The sequence below is a fragment of the Corynebacterium sp. FDAARGOS 1242 genome, assembly GCF_016889985.1.
In the GTDB taxonomy this organism is placed as follows: Bacteria; Actinomycetota; Actinomycetes; order Mycobacteriales; family Mycobacteriaceae; genus Corynebacterium; species Corynebacterium minutissimum_B.
Window position 1 is genome coordinate 111,403 of sequence record NZ_CP069568.1, and the last position, 17,598, is coordinate 129,000.

Genomic DNA, 17,598 nt, shown 5'->3' on the forward strand with positions numbered 1-17,598 from the left:
CCCGCTCGGCGCGCGGCGGCGCGGTGGCTGTGCGATAATTTTCCTTATGCATGGCCACCTTTTGGTTTCGATTTCCAGTATTTTTGATGACACCCGAAGCCAGGCCTCCAGTCTGCTCAAGCAGCTCGATAGAGCCGATATTCCTGTTTCGTTGCTGGTGGCGCCGCACATTGACGGCAACTGGCACCTGGCTAAGGATGCGGTGACACAGTCTTGGTTGCGGGAGCAAGCTGAATCGGGCCGCGTGCTGATTCTCAATGGCTTTGACCAGGCGGTCCAAGGGCGTCGCGCGGAGTTTGCCAACCTGGATGCGCATGAGGCGCGCCTGCGCCTGAAGGGCGCGACCCGGCAGATGGCCAAGATTGGCTTTGAGCCCACGATTTTTGCGCCGCCGCGTTGGCGCATGTCGGAGGGCACGCTCTCTGTCCTTCCTGAGTTCGACTTCGATTTCGCTGCCTCCACCCGGGGTATTCACGACCTTCGCTCTGGCGAGCTCCACCAAGCCCGCAACCTGTCTTTTGGTGAGGGCTTTGGCTCGGCCAAGTGGTGGCGCCGCAACATTATCCGCGCTGCGGAGCGCTCCGCTGAGCGCGGCAATACCGTGCGCTTGTCCATTTCTGGCCGCAACCTTGATGACCGCAAGGTTGTCTCTGATTTCCTCAAGGCTGCCGAGCGCGCCGTCGCTGCGGGTGCCCGCCCCGCCGACTATTCCGTCTTCACGCACGCCGAATAGCCCACCAACCTTCTTCTGGCTGGCGGGTTTCGCCGTCTCGGCGCTTGCCTCCACTAGCTGTGGGATCGCCGATGTGCCCGCTGACCGTGGTGTGGTTGGCGGGTTTCGGCGCGGGCGCGTGGTTTGGCGTTCCGGCGCTCGCGTTGCCTCATCGCGGGCGTTTAGCCTGCACGCGGCGGGTCGGGTGGTTGGCTTGTTTCTGGCGGTGGGTCGGGTGGTTGGCTTGTGGTTTGTCTTGTTTGTTCGGCGGCGAGTCTGGCTGTGGCTTCTTGGTATTCGGGCATGGCGGTAATTGGCATACCCCAGGGCGGGATGTAGCTCACCCCGGTATTCAACCGGAACATGTAACCGCGCCCGGTGGGGCGTTTGGGGTCATCGTCGTTAATGCCGTTGTGGTAGGCGCAGAGGAAGGTGAGGTTTTTGAGGTTGGTGAATCCTCCGGCCTGCCAGGGGATGAGGTGGTGGACTTGGCAGTAATCAGCTGGTTTGTTGCAGCCGTCGCGTGAGCAGGTTTGGAATTCTGCAGCCAGGCTGATGCGTTGTTTCCAGCTGGCATGCCGCTGGAGCCTATAGGAGTTAACTGGGCCTTCAAGGGGGTGGATGATGGTGGCGTAGCCAATCTCAGCAAACTTGTAGGCCAAGAAGTCTGCGCCGGTCATGCGTGCGCCGTTAGTGAGGTTGAGTTCTATTTCCTCCCCATCACCGTTGATAATTTGGTCGAGTTCGTTGAGGGTGACAACGACTTGGGCATGTACGGCGGGTTTGGTTCCAATACCGCCGGTGACAATGACGGTGCGGGCAGCATCAAGGAGGTTTGTTTTATTGACGGATTCTAGGGTGCCTCTGATGTCGGCGATGACGGTGGGGGTGTCGGTGATGGTGATGGAGTTCGGTCCTTTAGAGCGGTAGGTGAAGCGTACCCCGGGTTTAGCTACACGTTTGGCACGAAGCTCCTTTAAACGCTTGGTGGCTACCTGGCGGATTTTGTGGGCGGGGGTGCCGGCAAGCTTGATGCGTAGGTTCCAGGCGTCGAGGTCTTTGTTGACTTTGGCGGTGTAGGACTCAATCAGGGTGAGAGTGCTAAGGCTATGTTTCTGTGCCACCGCGGCAGCACGTGCCTTCTTCTGTTTGCCGGTAAAGCGGGTTTGCCCGAAGTAGATGCGGTGAAGGTGGGAAAGTTCTGCGGCATCACTGGCGTCGGCGCCGAGCGCGCGGAGCTCATCGGGTGAGCTGGATGCTTTCTCCACTAGCGCGATCCCCGAGTTGCGGTAGTGGAAGTAGGTTTCTAATACCCCCATGGCCACGAAGCTTAAAACAGGCCCACCAACCCCGCAACCGGAACGAGAAAAGCCCCTCGTCATCACGAGGGGCTTAACCAGGCTGAACAGAAGCGCTCAGCAGGGAGCTTTACTCAGACTTGGTTGGAGCACAGGCAGCAGCGATGATGCCGAGGGCAGCCAGCAGGCCGATTCCACCAGCAGCGTACTGAGCCTCGCGAGGGATGTTGCGCGTGACGTTGTACGTCAGCGACTCAATCTGCTTCTGCACCGGTTCAAGACCCGGGATGTTGAACTGCGCGCTGATGTTCCCGAGGAAGGCCAGTGGGATAGCGAGGGCGGCGGGGATGGTGAGGCCGAGGACCGTCGGCAAGCAACGCTCACTCACAGAGGATCCACCCGCCGGGGCCGCCGGCTTGTCGCCGGCCTTGACGGTCTCTGAGGTGCCGTCGGTGTAGGTGACGACAAGGTCGCCGTTGGCGTCGGTGGTCACGGACTTAATACCGCGGCCGTCCTTGCCATCTTTACCGTTCTGTCCGTCGGTACCGTCGCGGCCGTCGGTGCCGTCGCGACCCGGTGCGCCATCGAAGCCGTCGCGGCCCGGTGCGCCCTGGTCGCCCTTCGAGCCAGCGAGGGTACCGAGGATTTCGGAGGTGCCGTCGGTGTAAGTAACGACGACTTCGCCCTTGTCGTTGGTGGTCACGGACTTGATGCCACGGCCGTCTTCGCCATCGTTACCGTCAGTACCGTCCTCGCCATCGGTGCCGTCTTTGCCGTCCTGGCCGGGTTCGCCTTTGTCGCCGTCTTTGCCGTCTTTGCCGTCGGCGCCAACGACCTTGCCAGCGTCCTCGGTGGTGCCGTCGGTGTAGGTGATGATGAGATGTCCGTTGTCGTTGATGGTGACGGACTTGATGCCGCGGGCGTCGTCAGACGGCGTTGGGTCCTCGGACGGGTCGCAATCCTTGAGCTCGTCAGCAGAGCGCTTCACCGTCGCAAGGTTGAAACCTACCTTGACCGGGTCGTGGTCGGAGGAGCGGTAGGGGTTGTCGGCCTCAAAGACATCACCGCCGGTGTAGTTGCGGCGGGAGTATTCCATGGCAATCGGCTCGTCGGAGTTGATGTTCCAGGTCTGTGCGGCCTGGGCCTCGACGTGCTCGTTGGCCAGGATGTGGTCCAGGGAGCCAATGCGGCCGGAGAACTGGTAGGACGCGACGGCCTGCCACTCAGACTCCGGGTTGAGCTCCTCAACCGGAATTGTGTAGCCAGCGTTGCGGAAGATGGAGATGGCGTCTTCCTTGGAGTAGGTGTTCAGGTCGCCCATGACGAAGGTGGCCTTCTCTTGCCACTTCGGCAGCTTGGACAGGCCATCGAGTACTGCCTGAGCGTGAGCATTGCGCACGTTCGGGTTATTGCCCTGGCCATCGCCGGTGTCCTTATCACCGTTAGCCACGGAGCCCTTGGACTTGAAATGGTTGGTGACCACCACGAAGGAATCGGGGCCCTCAGGAGCACACTTGTCAGCAACCGGTTTGAATTCCGCAGCGAGCGGAGTGCGGGCGGTACCCTTGAAACGCTCGTCCTCAAGCAAGGTGGCCTCACCAGCCGGCTCGACGCGATCCTTCTTGTAGATGATCGCGGTGCGGATGACGTCGGTGTCGGCCGCGGAGTTGGCCGGGGCCTTGACGTAATCCCACTTCTCAGAACCCGCGCGGGTATTGAGCTCACCCACGAGGTACTTCACGGCATCATCGTAGGAGCCACCCACGGTGTTCGCGGCGTTCTCAATCTCCGACAAGCCAATGACATCGGCATCAAGTCCCTCCAGCGCGGTGAGGATCTTGCCCTTCTGGTCATTGAACGCAGACTTCGACCACGCGCCGCGGAAGGTGCCACTGTCAGAGCCGACGCCATTGCCAAAGCGGTCTTTATACGCCTTCGCGCCGTTGTCCTCACCCAAGTTGATGAAGAAGTTCAGCACGTTGAACGCCGCCACGGTGTAATCGCCTTCCACCTGCGGGGCCTCCGGACGAGCCGGGTCCCACGTGATCGGCAGGTCTGCGGTGGCAGAGTCACCGGTAATCATCGAGGTGGGCTGGAAGCGCCACTGGTTGTGGCCATAGCCCAGGATGACACCAGAGTCAGCAAACTCCACCTGGTTGGTGGTGCGGATGGTCTTCACATCCGAGCCGTTCTGCATGATGTACGGCAGCTTCGTCGAGGCACCATCACGGGTGAAGTCACGGGTAGAGCCGTCATCGAGGATGACGTACTTCGCCGCGTTGGACTCTTCCAGAGCATGCATTTCCGTGCTGCCTGGGGCGAACTTGTCTGTCGGTTGGCGCAGCGCTTCCGTGCCCGGGGCTAGACCCAGCTCGCCGTAGCGGTTAAGGCCGTAGTTGTCAGTCACTGTGTGCACGCCGGGCTTGAGCAGCATGGATTCGAGCTTCTCACGGGCCTCGTCACCCTCCGGAAGGGCGTCGAGGGAGAGTGGGGTGACGGCGGGGAGGGCGTCGGAAAGCACAGAGCCCTGGGTCAGGGCGATTTGGGTCTGGCCGTAGTACTCGTCAACGCTGCCGGTGACCTCGACGGACTCGCCGATGGACGGGTAGAAGCCGGTGCCGCCGGTGTAGACAAAGACTGCCTCAGAGGCCTCGGTCGGGGCGGTTGCACCCGTGCCCGGGGTCTGGATGGTGAAGCCATTAAGGGATTTCTCGCCCTTCCACACGGCGGTGACAACGCCCTGGGTGGTGACGGTCTGGCCCTTAAGCGGGGACTCTGCGCCGGTGCCCTGGATGTCCGGGATGGTGACGGTGGAGCCCGGCTCGGCCGGGGTGGGATCCGGATCCGGCGCGGTTGCGCCACCGCCGGATTTCGGTGTTGGGGCGGCGGTGCTGAAGTCGGTAGCGTTGTCGTCGGTGTCGGTGCCGGCCTCGTTGCGCTGCGCGGAGGTAGTGTTGCTCAAGGCAGGTGTGGGGGAGCCCTCGCTTATCGACGCCGAACCGTACCCCACGATGTCAACCTCGGACCCGGAGGCGTCGTAAAGCTTCACCGAGCCCTTGGAGCCGGACATGGACAGCTTGCCCTCAGCATCCGGGGTGGGCAGAGGTTCACCAGTGCCACCGCCATTTTCCTGGATGAGGTAGTGGCCACCGGCTGGGATGGAACCGGACAGGTCGTGCTTTCCGCCCGAATTGCCGGAGGAAGAGAAGTACTCCACGGACCAGCCGGTGACGTCAATGGCGGTATCCGTCGGATTGTAGAGCTCAATGAAGTCGTGGGTGAAGGGGGCGCCCTTGTTGCCGCCGCCGCCATACACCTCAGAAATGACGGCGGTGGAACCGTCCACCGCAGCAGTGGCCTGAGGAACAACCACGCAGGTGGAAACCAGTGCGGCGATGGCGAGCGAGCCAATACGCTTGAGATGCATGAGAAGAGTCCTTGAATCGGGGAGATGAGTGACGGTGGATCTTGTTCTACTAGCTGGTTGTATAGTGCGATACCGGAGAGTTGGGCGTTTAAGAGAGGTTGTCCAAGAATTCTTCACTCGTTTAGGGATTGTTCACCCCCTGAGGATTCGCCAAACCTCCCCGGTTGCGCGATAGACTGACGGGGCACCCATACTCACGCACAGTAAGGCAAAATTTTCATGGCTCGTGTAGTTGTCAATGTCATGCCCAAGGCCGAGATTTTGGACCCGCAAGGTCAGGCCGTCGTCCGCGCGCTGGGGCGCCTCGGGGTTGCTGGTGTCAGCGACGTGCGCCAGGGCAAGCGTTTCGAAATCGAGGTCGATGATTCCGTGAGCGCGGAGGAGCTGGAGAAGGTTGCTTCCACCCTGCTGGCCAACACGGTTATCGAGGACTACGAGGTCATCCAGTAATGAAGATCGGCGTTATTACCTTCCCGGGCACGCTTGACGACGTCGACGCGGCCCGCGCCGCCCGCACCGCCGGTGCCGAAGTCGTGTCCCTGTGGCATGCGGACGAGGACCTGCGCGGCGTCGATGCTGTCGTGGTTCCCGGCGGCTTTTCCTACGGCGACTACCTGCGCTCCGGGGCGATTTCGGCGCTGGCTCCCGTCATGCGCGCGGTCGTCGAGGCTGCGAATAAGGGCATGCCGGTGCTGGGCATTTGCAACGGCTTTCAGATCTTGACTGAAGCGGGCCTATTGCCCGGCGCTTTGACCCGCAACCAGGGCCTGCACTTCCACTGTGTGGATACCTACCTTGAGGTCGCCAACGCTGAGACGGCGTGGACTCGCGAGTTCGAGCAGGGCCAGCGCATCCTCATTCCCGCCAAACACGGTGAAGGCCGCTTCCAGGCAGATGCGGAAACCGTGGAGCGCTTGGAGGGCGAGGGCCGCGTGGTCTTCCGCTATACCGATAACTTCAACGGCTCCATCAATGATATTGCTGGTATCACCAATGAGGCCGGCAACGTGGTGGGCCTCATGCCGCACCCGGAGCATGCCATCGATCTTCTCACCGGCCCGTCCACCGACGGTCTGGGTTTGTTTGTGTCCGCCCTCAAGGTCGTCGCTTAGCACGCGCCGACGGTTATAAGGAGAAACAATGACCGTACACAACGACACCGTCGAGCAGGCCACGCAGCAGTCGGACCTGGAGCAGCCTTACCGCGAACTTGGTCTTAAGGATGATGAGTACGCCCGGATTCGCGAGATCTTGGGCCGTCGCCCTACCGACGCCGAGCTGACCATGTATTCCGTGATGTGGTCGGAGCACTGCTCCTACAAATCTTCCAAGGTGCACCTGCGCTACTTCGGCGAGACCATGACCGAGGAGATGGGCTCGAAGATTCTCGCTGGTATTGGTGAGAACGCCGGCGTGGTAGACATCGGGGACGGCAACGCGGTGACCTTCCGCGTGGAAAGCCACAACCACCCGTCTTATGTGGAGCCGCACCAGGGAGCGGCCACCGGCGTGGGTGGTATCGTCCGCGACATCATGGCGATGGGCGCGCGCCCGATTGCCGTTATGGATCAGCTGCGCTTTGGTCTCGCTGATGCCGCGGATACCAAGCGCGTCCTGCCGGGTGTAGTCGATGGTATTTCGCACTACGGCAACTGCTTGGGCTTGCCCAACATTGGTGGAGAAACCGTCTTTGATGAGTCCTATTCCGGAAACCCGCTGGTTAACGCCCTGTGCGTGGGCACGCTGAAGGTCGAAGACCTCAAGCTGGCCTTTGCTTCCGGTACTGGCAACAAGGTCATGCTCTTCGGCTCGCGCACCGGCCTCGATGGCATCGGTGGCGTGTCCGTGTTGGCTTCTGACACCTTCGAGGACGGCGCGGAGCGCAAGCTGCCGGCGGTTCAGGTGGGCGACCCGTTTGCAGAGAAGGTCCTCATCGAATGCTGCCTGGACCTGTACAAGTCCGGCATCGTTGTCGGTATCCAGGATTTGGGCGGTGCGGGCCTGGCCTGCGCGACCTCCGAGTTGGCTGCCTCCGGTGACGGCGGCATGGAGATCAACCTGGACAACGTTCCGCTGCGTGCGGAGAACATGTCCGCTGCAGAAATCCTGGCTTCCGAGTCCCAGGAGCGCATGTGCGCCGTGGTGACCCCGGAGAACGTGGAGAAGTTCAAGGAAATCTGCGCGCACTGGGATGTCACCTGCGCGGAAATCGGTGAGGTCACCACCGGTGACCATCTCATCATTCGCCACCAGGGCGAGGTAGTTGTGGATGCCCCTGCCCACACCATCGCTAATGAGGGCCCAGTCTATGACCGACCGTATGCCCGCCCGGAGTGGCAGGATGCGCTGCAGGAGTTCCAAGGCGTCGAGAAGCAGGACCTCACCGTAGCGCTGAAGAAGCTTGTGGCTTCCCCGGCGCTGTGCTCGCGTGACTTCATCACCGAGCAGTACGACCGCTACGTGCGCGGCAACACCGTGCAGTCTCACCACGCCAATGCTGGTGTGCTGCGCATCGACGAGGAGACCGGCCGCGGCGTGGCCGTCTCTGCTGACGCTTCTGGTCGCTACACCAAGCTGGACCCGAACATGGGCGCACGTTTGGCGCTGGCAGAGGCCTACCGCAACGTTGCCGTCACCGGTGCCCGTCCCGTGGCCATCACCAACTGCCTCAACTACGGTTCCCCGGAGAACCCGGACGTTATGTGGCAGTTCCGCGAGTCCGTACATGGGCTTGCCGATGGCGCCGTCGAGCTCGGCATCCCCGTCTCCGGCGGCAACGTTTCCTTCTACAACCAGACTGGCGAGGAGCCGATCTTGCCGACGCCCGTCGTGGGCGTCCTCGGCGTCATCGATGACGTCCATAAATCCATCGGCAACGAGCTCGGCCATGTGGATGAGCCGGAGGTTCTCGTGCTGCTGGGTGAGACCAAGGATGAGTTCGGTGGCTCCATCTGGCAGCAGGTGAACGCGCACGAGCAAGGCCACCAGTCGAAGGACGGACTCAACGGCCTGCCGCCGCAGGTGGACCTGGCCAACGAGAAGCGCCTCGCGGACTTCTTTGTGGGCAACGAGGGCCTGACCGCGGCGCACGACATCTCCGAGGGCGGCCTTGCCGTCACCGCATTCGAGATGACCAAGCGTAGTGGTGTGGGCCTGAGCCTGGATCTATCCAAGGTTCACGAGGACGCTTTTGTGGCGGCCTTCTCCGAGTCCGCCTCCCGCGTACTGGTGGCCACGACCGCCGACCGCGTTGACACCCTGCTGCACCGCGCTGAGGAGTGCGGCGTGCCGACCGTCGTCGTTGGCCAGACTACCGACAACGGTGAGTTGGAGCTCGGCGGCGAGTCCATCGCCGTATCCGAACTGCGCGAGGCCTGGGCAGCCACCCTGCCGGACCTCTTCGGCCACGCGGTGGGCGCCAACTCCGTCGTGGAGTAAAGCGAACGCACCGCACTGCGACTGGGCAGGGTTCTCGCTTTGGCGAGGCCCTGCCTGTGACGTCTAAGCGCTCCAATTTACGTTGTAGACTCAAGCCAAAATAGCGACCGCCCCACCTACCGGGGTAAGCCGGAAAGCCTTCAGGGGCTCTTTCGGTGGGGCGGAACCTTTGACCTCAATTTTAGACCTTCGTCGCGCGGGGAAGCAAGGGTGTCATTTAGAAACACAGAGGCCAACGAAGTGGTGATGGACGACGGCACTAAAGGCACCGTTGTGCACAGCAAAACGTGTATGCTTACGGCCACGTAGGTTAGGACACCTGAGGGGAACGTAGCCATGACTCCACCAACCACAGTTCCGAATGACCAAGAGGCCCGCATCCAACGCACCTACTGGATGGCAGACCGTGGCCCGCGGCCACTCACGCGCGGCTGGGGGCATTTCTGTGCGGCGATTCTATCGGTCATCGCCTCCACGGTTCTCATCACGTTTGCGTGGATGACGCTGCCGTGGTGGCAGGGGCTCGCGGTAACGGTGTACGGCGTGGGCGTGGTTGGTCTCTTTACCGTTTCGGCGCTGTATCACCGCTGGCCCTGGGTATCCATGCGCGCGGTGCAATGGTGGCGGCGGGCAGATCACGCGACGATTTCGGTATTCATCGCGGCGACTTACACTCCTTTGTGCGCCATCGTGCTAGAACCCACGCAGGCGCTGTGGATGCTGAGTGCGGCGTGGGTGGGAGCCATCATGGGCGTTGTCCTGAATCTGGTGTGGATTAACCACCCACGCTGGCTGGATGTGGTGGTGTATCTCGTGCTGGGCTGGCTCATCTTGCCGCTGCTGCCGAACCTGTGGCAGTCCGCGGGCCCAGCCGTGGTGTGGCTGTTGTTCGCAGGTGGACTGGTCTATTCGCTAGGCGCATTGATATACGGCTTCAAATGGCCGGGGCGCAATGCGCGCTGGTATGGCTACCATGAGCACTTCCACACCGCGACGATTGCCGCGGCGGTGGTGCACATGGTAGCCATTTGGATGGTGGTCGCGGGCTAGCCTCTATCAGGGCAGACCATGTGGAGGGACCTAGTCGGTGAGGTCGTCGGCGAGGGGGAATTCGAGGGCGACGTCGTGGCACAGAACGCGACCTGTCGTCGAGCCGTTCCACTCGGGGTCAAAGCCCACGGCGCGCAGAGCCTCGACGAGCTGTTCCCCGACTTTGAGCGTTGCCTCCTCGCTTTTCTCCATGGCGGAGAATCCAAAGTACAGCTCGCCGTCGTAGATAACCCGGCTGATGTCTTGGCGGTGGCAGTAGACATAACCGCTGCGGCCTTCTTCTTCAGCGAGTTCGGAGCCTACCCAGACGCCGTCTGATAGATCCCACGCCTCGTTGAACGTGAAGGAGATATCGCATTGAGCTAGCTCGTCGCGCAGGGCATCGAGGCGCTTAACATCCTCCGACTTTTCCGTGACCAGCCGGCCGTATTCTGCGGCGACTTCGTCGATGATGGCGTCGAAATCCTCTGGATAAGGTTCCTCATGGCTAGCCTCCCATTCGGTGGGGTCATCGAGGACTTCAATGTAGTCATTGTGGATGTCTTGGCGGGATTCGCCGTGGCAGAGCCTCAGAGCGATGTCGTTGCGAAGCGGGCTTGGCTCAAGGAGATCATCGGAGGGCGGAAAGGAACTGGAGAACATTGGATGCTGTGTGGTCATAGCTCAGAGAGTAAACAGTTCTAATCGGCACTGTCTGAAAACAGGGAAAACACCCCGCAGGCTGGGTGTCTTCCTAGAAATGCGGTAGTGGCTTACTTGTGGAGCGGATCCACGCCGGCCTCGTTAAGCATCGGGATGTTGTGAGCCTCAGCCGGAACGCCGAAGGCATCCACGAGCACGACGGACCACGGAGCAAGCGAATCAACGAGGTCGTTGATGGCCGCGCGGGCAGCCTTGATGCGGCCAGCCGGGATGAGGTTGTGCTCCTGGTACCACCCGGCGTGCTGCACCAAGGTGTCGAAGACGAAGAGGTGGCGCAGCTGCTCGAAGACCTGGCGCGCCAGCGAGCCTTCCTCCAGGCGCTCTTCTGCCTCAATCATGGCTTGTACGAGCAAGGTGTCCACGCGAGCCCAGCCGGCGGCGATGAGGTGGTCCTGGCACTGGTCCACGATGGCCGCAGCCTGAACCTTGTCTGCCTTACGTGCCGGCTGGATGCGGCGCACGAGGGAGAAAAGGACGGACTGGGCGCGGTCGTCGATAAGCTTTGCCTGGTAGGTGGCGTCGAACAGAGAGGCCTCAGACGGGTTCACGCGGTCCACCAGGCCCTGCAGGCGGGTAGTGAAACCGTAACGACGTTTGACCACGTCAGTAGCGGTGGTGGCGGCGTACTTCACGGTGTCCCACGGGCTCATGTCATTCATCTCACGGCCGTAGGCGGTCAGCAGGTTCTTGCCCACCATCTGGATGAGCACGGTGTTGTCACCCTCAAAGGTGGAGAAGACATCCGAATCCGCGCGGTACGTGGTCAGGCGGTTCTCCGACATGTAGCCGGCACCACCGCAGGCCTCACGGCACTCTTGAATGGTGCGGGTAGCGTGCTGGGTTTGAGCAGCCTTAATAGCCGCAGCTAGGGACTCCATCTCACGGGAGGCGAACTTCTGCTCTTCGGTCGGCTCCGTGACGGACCACGTGCCGGCCTCGTGCTGGTCGTTTTGCTCCTGGTAGCGCTCCAGAATCTGGTTGTAGAGCAGGTGCAGCGCGTAGGTGCGGGCCAGCGGGATGAGCAGGCGGCGGCGGTGCTGGCGGTGCTCGATAAGGCGCTTTTCGGCGCCGGTTGCGCCCTCGAACTGACGGCGGCGGTTGGCGTAGCGAATCGCGATGTCGAGGGAGGCCTCGGTAGCGGCACCCGCAGCGCCGGAGACGCCAATGCGGCCGCGGATGAGGGTGCCCAACATGGTGAAGAAGCGGGAGTTCTTCGACTCGATGGGGGAGGAGTACTTGCCGTTCTCATCGACGTCAGCGAAGCGGTTGAGCAGGTTCTCGCGCGGCACGCGGACGTTGTCGAAGCGCAGGGTGCCATTATCGACGCCCACCAGGCCACCCTTGTGTCCATGATCGCCCAAGGTCACGCCCGGCAGCTCGTTGCCCTCTTCGTCGCGGATGGGGACGATAATGGCGTGAACGCCGTGGGAACGACCATCGCTTTCTGGCGTAATGAGCTGAGTGAAGACGACGGCGGCGCGGCCGTCCTTGGCGGCATTACCGATGTAGTTCTTCACCGCGGTATCGGATGGGGTGTTCACCACGAATTCTTGGGTCTCAGGATCGTAAGTGGCGGTGGTCTCCAAAGATTGGACGTCGGAACCGTGGCCGCGCTCGGTCATGGCAAAACAGCCTGGCAGCTCGAGGCTGGCAGCCTTCTTGACCCACTCGATGTGACGCTCGGTGCCCAGTTGGTCGAGGGCACCGCCCCACAGACCCCACTGCACCCCGGACTTAATAGCCAGGGAGCCATCGACCCAGGCCAGGCCCTCGAGGGTAAAGGTAGAGAGGTTTGGTTTGCCAGCACCACCGTTGGCGCGGCGCAGGCCATGAGTGAAGCCGCCGAAGTCGCGCACCTTGGCCAGATTGTTAAAGGTGTGCTCGCGCTGCTCTGCCATGGGCAGGTGGGACTTCGGGAAGAGCTCTGGGTCATTGAGGAAGGTGCGCAGCTCGTCGCGGAAGGAGGCGTGGGGGCCGTCGAGAAGCGCGCCCAGCTCCGTAGCTACGGATGGTTTTGGCGTGGTGGGCAGGCGGTGGGGGCTGCGGGCCTCGGCCTTGGGGGCGTCGTTCGAGGCGTTCTTGTTGAGGTCGACGGTGGACTTCTTATCGGAGGACTTGGTCAAAGGCATGATGGGATTTCCTTTCTGAATAAATTCTTTAGCGCTCGACGATGGCTGCGACGCCTTGGCCGCCGGCGGCGCAAATGGAGATGAGGGCGCGGCCGCCGCCGTTCTCTTCGAGAATCTTTGCAGTCGTTGCAAGAATGCGGGTTCCGGTTGCGGCGAACGGGTGGCCGGCGGCGAGTGAGGAGCCCTTGACGTTGAGCTTGGCGCGGTCAATCGGGCCCAAGGCGGACTGCAGGCCGAGGCGCTCGCGGCAGTAGGTCTCGTCCTCCCATGCAGACAGAGTGGCCAGAACCTGGGAGGCGAAGGCTTCGTGGATCTCGTAGAAGTCGAAATCCTGCAGGGAGAGGTTGTTGCGCTCCAGTAGGCGCGGGACGGCATAAGTAGGGGCCATGAGCAGGCCATCCGGACCGTGGACGAAGTCGACGGCAGCGGTTTCGGAATCCACGAGGAAGGCACGCGGTTCAATGTTGTGCGCGGCTGCCCACTCCTCGGAGCCCAAGAGGGCGACCGAGGCGCCGTCGGTCAGCGGTGTGGAATTACCAGCCGTCATGGTGGCCTGGGCGCCGTGCTGCTCAGCGTCGCGCTTGCCGAAGACCGGCTTCAGCTTGGCCAGCGATTCCAGCGAAGAATCCGGACGCAGGTTGGTATCGCGATTGACGCCGAGGAAGCCGGTGGTCAGGTCAGTAAAGAAGCCTTCTTCCCAGGCCTTGTGGAGGTTCTGGTGAGAGGCCAGTGCGAGCTCGTCCTGTGCTTCGCGGGTCACGTGCATTTCACGGGCGGTGATGGCGGCGTGGTCACCCATGGACAGGCCGGTTCGTGGCTCGCCGTTCTGCGGCTGCTCTGGGGCCAGCTGGGAGGGGCGGATGGAGCCGATGAGCTGGGCGCGCTGTGCGGTGGACTTGGCGCGGGTGAGGTTGAGCAAGGTGCGGCGCAGGTTGTCATTGACCGCCAGCGGGGCATCTGACGTGGTATCCGTACCGCCGGCGATACCAGCGGAAATACGCCCCTGGGCGATGGCATCACCGACGTGGATGGCGGCAGCCAGGGAGGTGCAGCAGGCCTGCTGGACGTCGATAGCCGGTGTGGTGGAATCCAGTGCGGAACCGAGGACAACCTCGCGGGTGAGGTTGAAATCACGGGAGTGCTTGAGCACGGCGCCGGCAGCGACGAGGCCCAGGCGTTCGTCGTGAAGCCCGTAGCGTGCCACCAGGCCGTCGAGGGCGCTGGTGAGCATGTCCTGGTTGGATGCGTGGGCGTACTGCTTATTTGAGCGGGCAAACGGGATGCGGTTGCCGCCCAGGATGGCGACGCGGTGCTGAGGGGTGGTCATCTAATGCTCCTTCGCGGGGTGGTTTGTGCGAGTCATCGCGGTGAGAGGGGTGGAGACCCCTCAAGGAAGTGCGCATCACAACTTAAGTGATAGTGTTAGTTCTATCACTCAATTAACTAACCTTGCAACCAAGTCAACAAAGCTCGCAAGGTTGTGAAGATTTAAGAAAGGATCGCGCCACCCTATGTCGCACGTCACTATTGCTGAGAAGCTCATCAACTCCCCATTGGCCGCCAAAGCGGGTGTGCCGCAGGGCTACCCCCTTCGCCGCCACAAGGCCGGTGAACCTGCCCTCGAAGGCCCGATCGTCTTGGGTGGGCAAGGCCGTATTGCCGAGTTCCTCCGCTCCCAGCTGGCCGTGGACTACCAGGTCATCGACTCAACTGCGGAAGCCAAGCGCGCTGCACTGGTTTTCGATGCGACGGGTATTGAGACCCCAGAACAGCTCCGTGAGCTCTATGATTTCTTCAATCCGCAGATGCGCAACCTCTTGCCGTGCGCGCGCATCGTCGTGGTCGGCACCACCCCCGAGGCAGCCGATACTATCGACGCCCGCATTGCCGCCCGTGCCCTCGAAGGTTTTACGCGCTCTCTTGCGAAGGAAATGCGCAAAGGCGGCACTGTGAACCTGGTGTGGGCTGACCCAGCCGCCACCGCAGAGGTGGAGTCCACCCTCCGCTTCTTCCTGTCGGGCAAGTCAGCGTTCGTCGACGGTCAGGTCGTCCGCGTCAGCGCGCAGGGCGGCGAGCTACAGGGCGAACAGAACTGGGTAAAGCCGCTCGATGGCCGTCTCGCCGTCGTTACCGGCGCCGCCCGCGGCATTGGCGCCACCATTGCTGAGGTACTGGCGCGCGATGGCGCTGATGTCATCTGCATCGACGTCCCACAAGCGAGCGAACACCTGGCCAAGACCGCCAATCAGGTCAAGGGCACCGCGCTGCCGCTCGACGTCACCGATCCGCAAGCAGCCGACAAGATTACGCAGCACGCCCAGGAGCGTCACGGCCGCGTCATCGACGTCATCGTGCACAACGCTGGTATTACTCGCGACAAGCTCATGGCGAACATGAACGAAGGCCAGTGGGATGCTGTTCTTGCTGTTAACCTCCTCGCCCCAGTGCGTATCACCGAAAATCTCCTTGAGTCTGGTGCCCTCGCGCCGGGCGCAGCCGTGGTTGGTGTGTCCTCCATGGCCGGTATTTCCGGTAACCGCGGTCAGACGAATTACGCCACCACCAAGGCCGGAATCATCGGGCTGGTCGACGCCCTGCGTCCCGTCCTCGCGGGGAACGGCTCCACCATCAACGCTGTGGCACCGGGCTTTATTGAGACCGCCATGACCGCAGCGATGCCGACCGGCCCGCGCGAGATTGGCCGCCGCCTCAATTCTCTGCAGCAGGGCGGTCAGCCCATTGACGTCGCTGAAACTGTCGCTTTCTTCGCTGCCCCTGCGTCTGCGGCAGTGACCGGCAACACCGTCCGTGTCTGCGGCCAAAACCTCATGGGAGCCTAAATGAACTACACCACCCTGACTGAGATTCCTGACCTGTCCGCCCTCTACCGCACACTCATGGTCGGCGCAGTGCCGGTACCCGGCATCGGTGCAGGCAAGCGCACGGTCGCCGATCCCCGCACGGCCTTCCGCGTTGACAGCGTTCGCGTGGACACGGAACACTTAGCGCGCTACTGCCAGGCCACCGGCCTGCGCCTGAGCAACGAAGTGCCCGCTACCTACCCATACGCGCTGGCTTTCCCGCTGGCCATCAAGGTCATGGCTGCCAAAGACTTCCCCTTCCTGGCACTCGGCGTGGTTCACCTGTCCAACCGCATTGAGCAGACGCGTCCACTGCGCGTGGATGAGGCTTTCGACATCACGGTCCATGCTGAGAATCTTCGCCCGCATCGCAAGGGCCTCGTCATCGATATGGTGACCACCTACAGCGTGGCCGGCGAAGAAATCTGGCGCCAGACCTCCGCCTTCCTGGGCCAAGGCGCGAAGTTCACCAAGGACACCCCGCAGGAGGTCGCTACCCGCCCCGAGGCGGAGCGCTTCCTCGACTTCCCCGGTGATGAGGTGGGCACCTCCACAGCGACGCTGCGCTTTACCCCCGAGAGCACCCGCGTCTACGCTGAAGCCTCTGGTGACAAGAACCCCATTCACGTCTCCAAGGTGGGCGCGAAGCTCTTTGGTTTCCCCGCCACGATTGCGCACGGCATGTATACCCACGCGCGGATGCTGTCCGTGTTGGAAGGCGTGCTAACTGGCAGTACCCGCATCACTGCTGACTTCTACAAGCCGGTTATCCTCCCAGCGACGACTGGGGTATACGTGGCACCTGCTGGTGCCGATGACGCAAGCGGAGCCGGCGCGTGCGACCTCACGCTGCGCAAGGCCAAGGACCCAGGCAAGCTGCATGTCGCAGCCCGCGTGGAGCCCCTTTCTTAACGCAGCGCGGGCCGATGGGCACCAGCACACGCATTAGTCCACGTGCTGGTGCTTCGGCGCCACCACCAATGGTTTCGGGGAGTATTTGCCGCGTAGGCCGCGCAGGATGCCGGCGTGCTCCCAGAGGCGCTTATCCTCTTCGGTACGAGGAGTGAACTGGCGGGCAGCCAGCGGCTGCCAGTCAGCATCCATGGCCATGTACGACACCGTCGCGTGAATGGCAGTCTGTAGCTGCTCGCGGCCGCCGCGGGGGTTGCCGGAGCGCACATGAACCGACATCTGCATGGAGCGGGCGTCGGTACGCATCATGCGGGCATCGACTTCAATAAGGTCACCAATGTGAATCGGGCGATAGAAGCGAATACCGCCGGCATAGACCGCCACGGTGTGCTCGCCTGACCACTCCATCGTGCACGCAGAGCCAGCCTCATCGATCCACTCCATCGCGGTGCCGCCGTGGACGTTTCCGCCCCAGTTGACGTCGGTAGGCTTGGCCAAGAAACGGTTGATCATGCGCGGTGCGTCCGAGGGACCGTCATACGTCTGCTTTTCCATCTCTTCCTCGATGGCCTGACGCAGCTCAATACGTGACTCAGCGGCTTCCCACACACGCTGATGCTCCGTGGACTCCGGCTGCAGCGGCGGTACCGGAACGGACTTTCCTGTCTCGGTGTCCTTGGCCACGAAAATGACGAGGCAGTCACACGCGCGGGTAAAAATGCCATCGCGTGGGTCAGCAGAGAGCACTTCGTTGACGATGTGCATGGAGGAGCGGCCAGTCATGGCGATGCGGGAGCGAACCTCCACGAGGTGGCCGGAGGGGATGGGGCGTGTGAAATGGATGTGACCCACGTAGGCTGTCACACAGTAGGTTCCCGACCACTGCACTGCGCAGGCGTAGGCCGCCTTGTCGATCCACTCCAAGACACGGCCGCCGCCGATGCCCTGGGCGCCAGCAATCGTGAGATCGGTGGGCGCAGCCATAAAACGCAGCGTGATGGCAGGGGACTTCCCGGTTTGTACCGGGTTCTTTTCTTCCGACAGAGTTGGTGACATGGATAAGAAAGTA

At 62.2% G+C, this 17,598-nt stretch carries 13 protein-coding genes; 7 read left to right on the plus strand and 6 right to left on the minus strand.

Annotated features, from left to right (window positions below):
- The first annotated feature begins 46 nt into the window (after positions 1-46).
- A complete protein-coding gene (locus tag I6J72_RS00535; RefSeq protein WP_204099556.1) occupies positions 47-733 on the plus strand; it encodes a DUF2334 domain-containing protein in 687 nt (228 codons plus the stop codon).
- 161 nt (positions 734-894) lie between these two features.
- Here I6J72_RS00535 and I6J72_RS00540 read toward each other — a convergent pair whose 3' ends face one another.
- Positions 895-2,031, minus strand: coding sequence for an HNH endonuclease signature motif containing protein (locus I6J72_RS00540; RefSeq protein ID WP_204099557.1), 1,137 nt, complete (start codon positions 2,029-2,031; stop codon positions 895-897).
- A gap of 109 nt (positions 2,032-2,140) precedes the next feature.
- Positions 2,141-5,437, minus strand: a complete 3,297-nt coding sequence (locus I6J72_RS00550; RefSeq protein ID WP_239107402.1) for an ExeM/NucH family extracellular endonuclease — start codon at positions 5,435-5,437, stop codon at positions 2,141-2,143.
- Between the two features lie 219 nt (positions 5,438-5,656).
- On the opposite strand from I6J72_RS00550, the gene purS reads away from it, so the two are divergent.
- The 4 genes from purS (at position 5,657) to I6J72_RS00570 (ending at position 9,925) form a co-directional block, all read left to right on the plus strand.
- Complete coding sequence (gene purS, locus I6J72_RS00555; RefSeq protein ID WP_039676532.1) at positions 5,657-5,887, plus strand: phosphoribosylformylglycinamidine synthase subunit PurS; 231 nt, start codon at positions 5,657-5,659, stop codon at positions 5,885-5,887.
- On the plus strand, positions 5,887-6,549 hold the full coding sequence (gene purQ, locus I6J72_RS00560; protein ID WP_115023531.1) for a phosphoribosylformylglycinamidine synthase subunit PurQ: 663 nt from the start codon (positions 5,887-5,889) through the stop codon (positions 6,547-6,549). The genes purS and purQ overlap by 1 nt, the downstream gene beginning before the upstream one ends.
- Positions 6,550-6,577: 28 nt before the next feature.
- The gene (gene purL, locus I6J72_RS00565) at positions 6,578-8,875 is read left to right on the plus strand and encodes a phosphoribosylformylglycinamidine synthase subunit PurL (RefSeq protein ID WP_204099559.1); all 2,298 of its coding nucleotides are present in this window, start codon (positions 6,578-6,580) and stop codon (positions 8,873-8,875) included.
- A gap of 336 nt (positions 8,876-9,211) precedes the next feature.
- On the plus strand, positions 9,212-9,925 hold the full coding sequence (locus I6J72_RS00570) for a hemolysin III family protein (protein WP_204099560.1): 714 nt from the start codon (positions 9,212-9,214) through the stop codon (positions 9,923-9,925).
- A gap of 30 nt (positions 9,926-9,955) precedes the next feature.
- Here the strand turns inward: I6J72_RS00570 and I6J72_RS00575 are convergent, their stop codons facing one another.
- The 3 genes from I6J72_RS00575 to I6J72_RS00585 form a co-directional block, all read right to left on the minus strand.
- The gene (locus I6J72_RS00575; protein ID WP_204099561.1) at positions 9,956-10,585 is read right to left on the minus strand and encodes a hypothetical protein; all 630 of its coding nucleotides are present in this window, start codon (positions 10,583-10,585) and stop codon (positions 9,956-9,958) included.
- A 92-nt stretch (positions 10,586-10,677) separates the two neighbouring features.
- Positions 10,678-12,756: an acyl-CoA dehydrogenase family protein gene (locus tag I6J72_RS00580; protein ID WP_204099562.1), complete on the minus strand. Its 2,079-nt coding sequence runs from the start codon at positions 12,754-12,756 to the stop codon at positions 10,678-10,680.
- Positions 12,757-12,784: 28 nt separating this feature from the next.
- Entirely contained in the window at positions 12,785-14,083 is a 1,299-nt protein-coding gene (locus tag I6J72_RS00585) for an acetyl-CoA C-acetyltransferase (RefSeq protein WP_070672400.1), read from the minus strand.
- Between the two features lie 184 nt (positions 14,084-14,267).
- Between I6J72_RS00585 and I6J72_RS00590 the strand changes: the two genes are divergently transcribed.
- Together I6J72_RS00590 and I6J72_RS00595 are read left to right on the plus strand one after the other, a co-directional pair.
- Positions 14,268-15,596, plus strand: coding sequence for a 3-oxoacyl-ACP reductase (locus I6J72_RS00590; RefSeq protein ID WP_204099563.1), 1,329 nt, complete (start codon positions 14,268-14,270; stop codon positions 15,594-15,596).
- Positions 15,597-16,529 carry a MaoC/PaaZ C-terminal domain-containing protein gene (locus I6J72_RS00595; protein WP_204099564.1) on the plus strand — a complete coding sequence of 311 codons (933 nt, stop codon included), beginning with the start codon at positions 15,597-15,599 and terminating at the stop codon, positions 16,527-16,529.
- 33 nt (positions 16,530-16,562) lie between these two features.
- On the opposite strand, the gene I6J72_RS00600 is transcribed toward I6J72_RS00595, so the two are convergent.
- A complete protein-coding gene (locus tag I6J72_RS00600) occupies positions 16,563-17,585 on the minus strand; it encodes an acyl-CoA thioesterase (RefSeq protein ID WP_039676516.1) in 1,023 nt (340 codons plus the stop codon).
- Between the last annotated feature and the right edge of the window lie 13 nt (positions 17,586-17,598).

Coding starts and splice junctions, on each gene's coding strand:
- I6J72_RS00540 (WP_204099557.1), bottom strand. CDS start 2,031: ATGGGGGTATTAGAAACCTACTTCCACTACCGCAACTCGGGGATCGCG.
- I6J72_RS00585 (WP_070672400.1), bottom strand. CDS start 14,083: ATGACCACCCCTCAGCACCGCGTCGCCATCCTGGGCGGCAACCGCATC.
- purQ (WP_115023531.1), top strand. CDS start 5,887: ATGAAGATCGGCGTTATTACCTTCCCGGGCACGCTTGACGACGTCGAC.
- I6J72_RS00595 (WP_204099564.1), top strand. CDS start 15,597: ATGAACTACACCACCCTGACTGAGATTCCTGACCTGTCCGCCCTCTAC.
- I6J72_RS00580 (WP_204099562.1), bottom strand. CDS start 12,756: ATGCCTTTGACCAAGTCCTCCGATAAGAAGTCCACCGTCGACCTCAAC.
- I6J72_RS00590 (WP_204099563.1), top strand. CDS start 14,268: ATGTCGCACGTCACTATTGCTGAGAAGCTCATCAACTCCCCATTGGCC.
- I6J72_RS00535 (WP_204099556.1), top strand. CDS start 47: ATGCATGGCCACCTTTTGGTTTCGATTTCCAGTATTTTTGATGACACC.
- I6J72_RS00600 (WP_039676516.1), bottom strand. CDS start 17,585: ATGTCACCAACTCTGTCGGAAGAAAAGAACCCGGTACAAACCGGGAAG.
- purS (WP_039676532.1), top strand. CDS start 5,657: ATGGCTCGTGTAGTTGTCAATGTCATGCCCAAGGCCGAGATTTTGGAC.
- I6J72_RS00550 (WP_239107402.1), bottom strand. CDS start 5,437: ATGCATCTCAAGCGTATTGGCTCGCTCGCCATCGCCGCACTGGTTTCC.
- purL (WP_204099559.1), top strand. CDS start 6,578: ATGACCGTACACAACGACACCGTCGAGCAGGCCACGCAGCAGTCGGAC.
- I6J72_RS00575 (WP_204099561.1), bottom strand. CDS start 10,585: ATGACCACACAGCATCCAATGTTCTCCAGTTCCTTTCCGCCCTCCGAT.
- I6J72_RS00570 (WP_204099560.1), top strand. CDS start 9,212: ATGACTCCACCAACCACAGTTCCGAATGACCAAGAGGCCCGCATCCAA.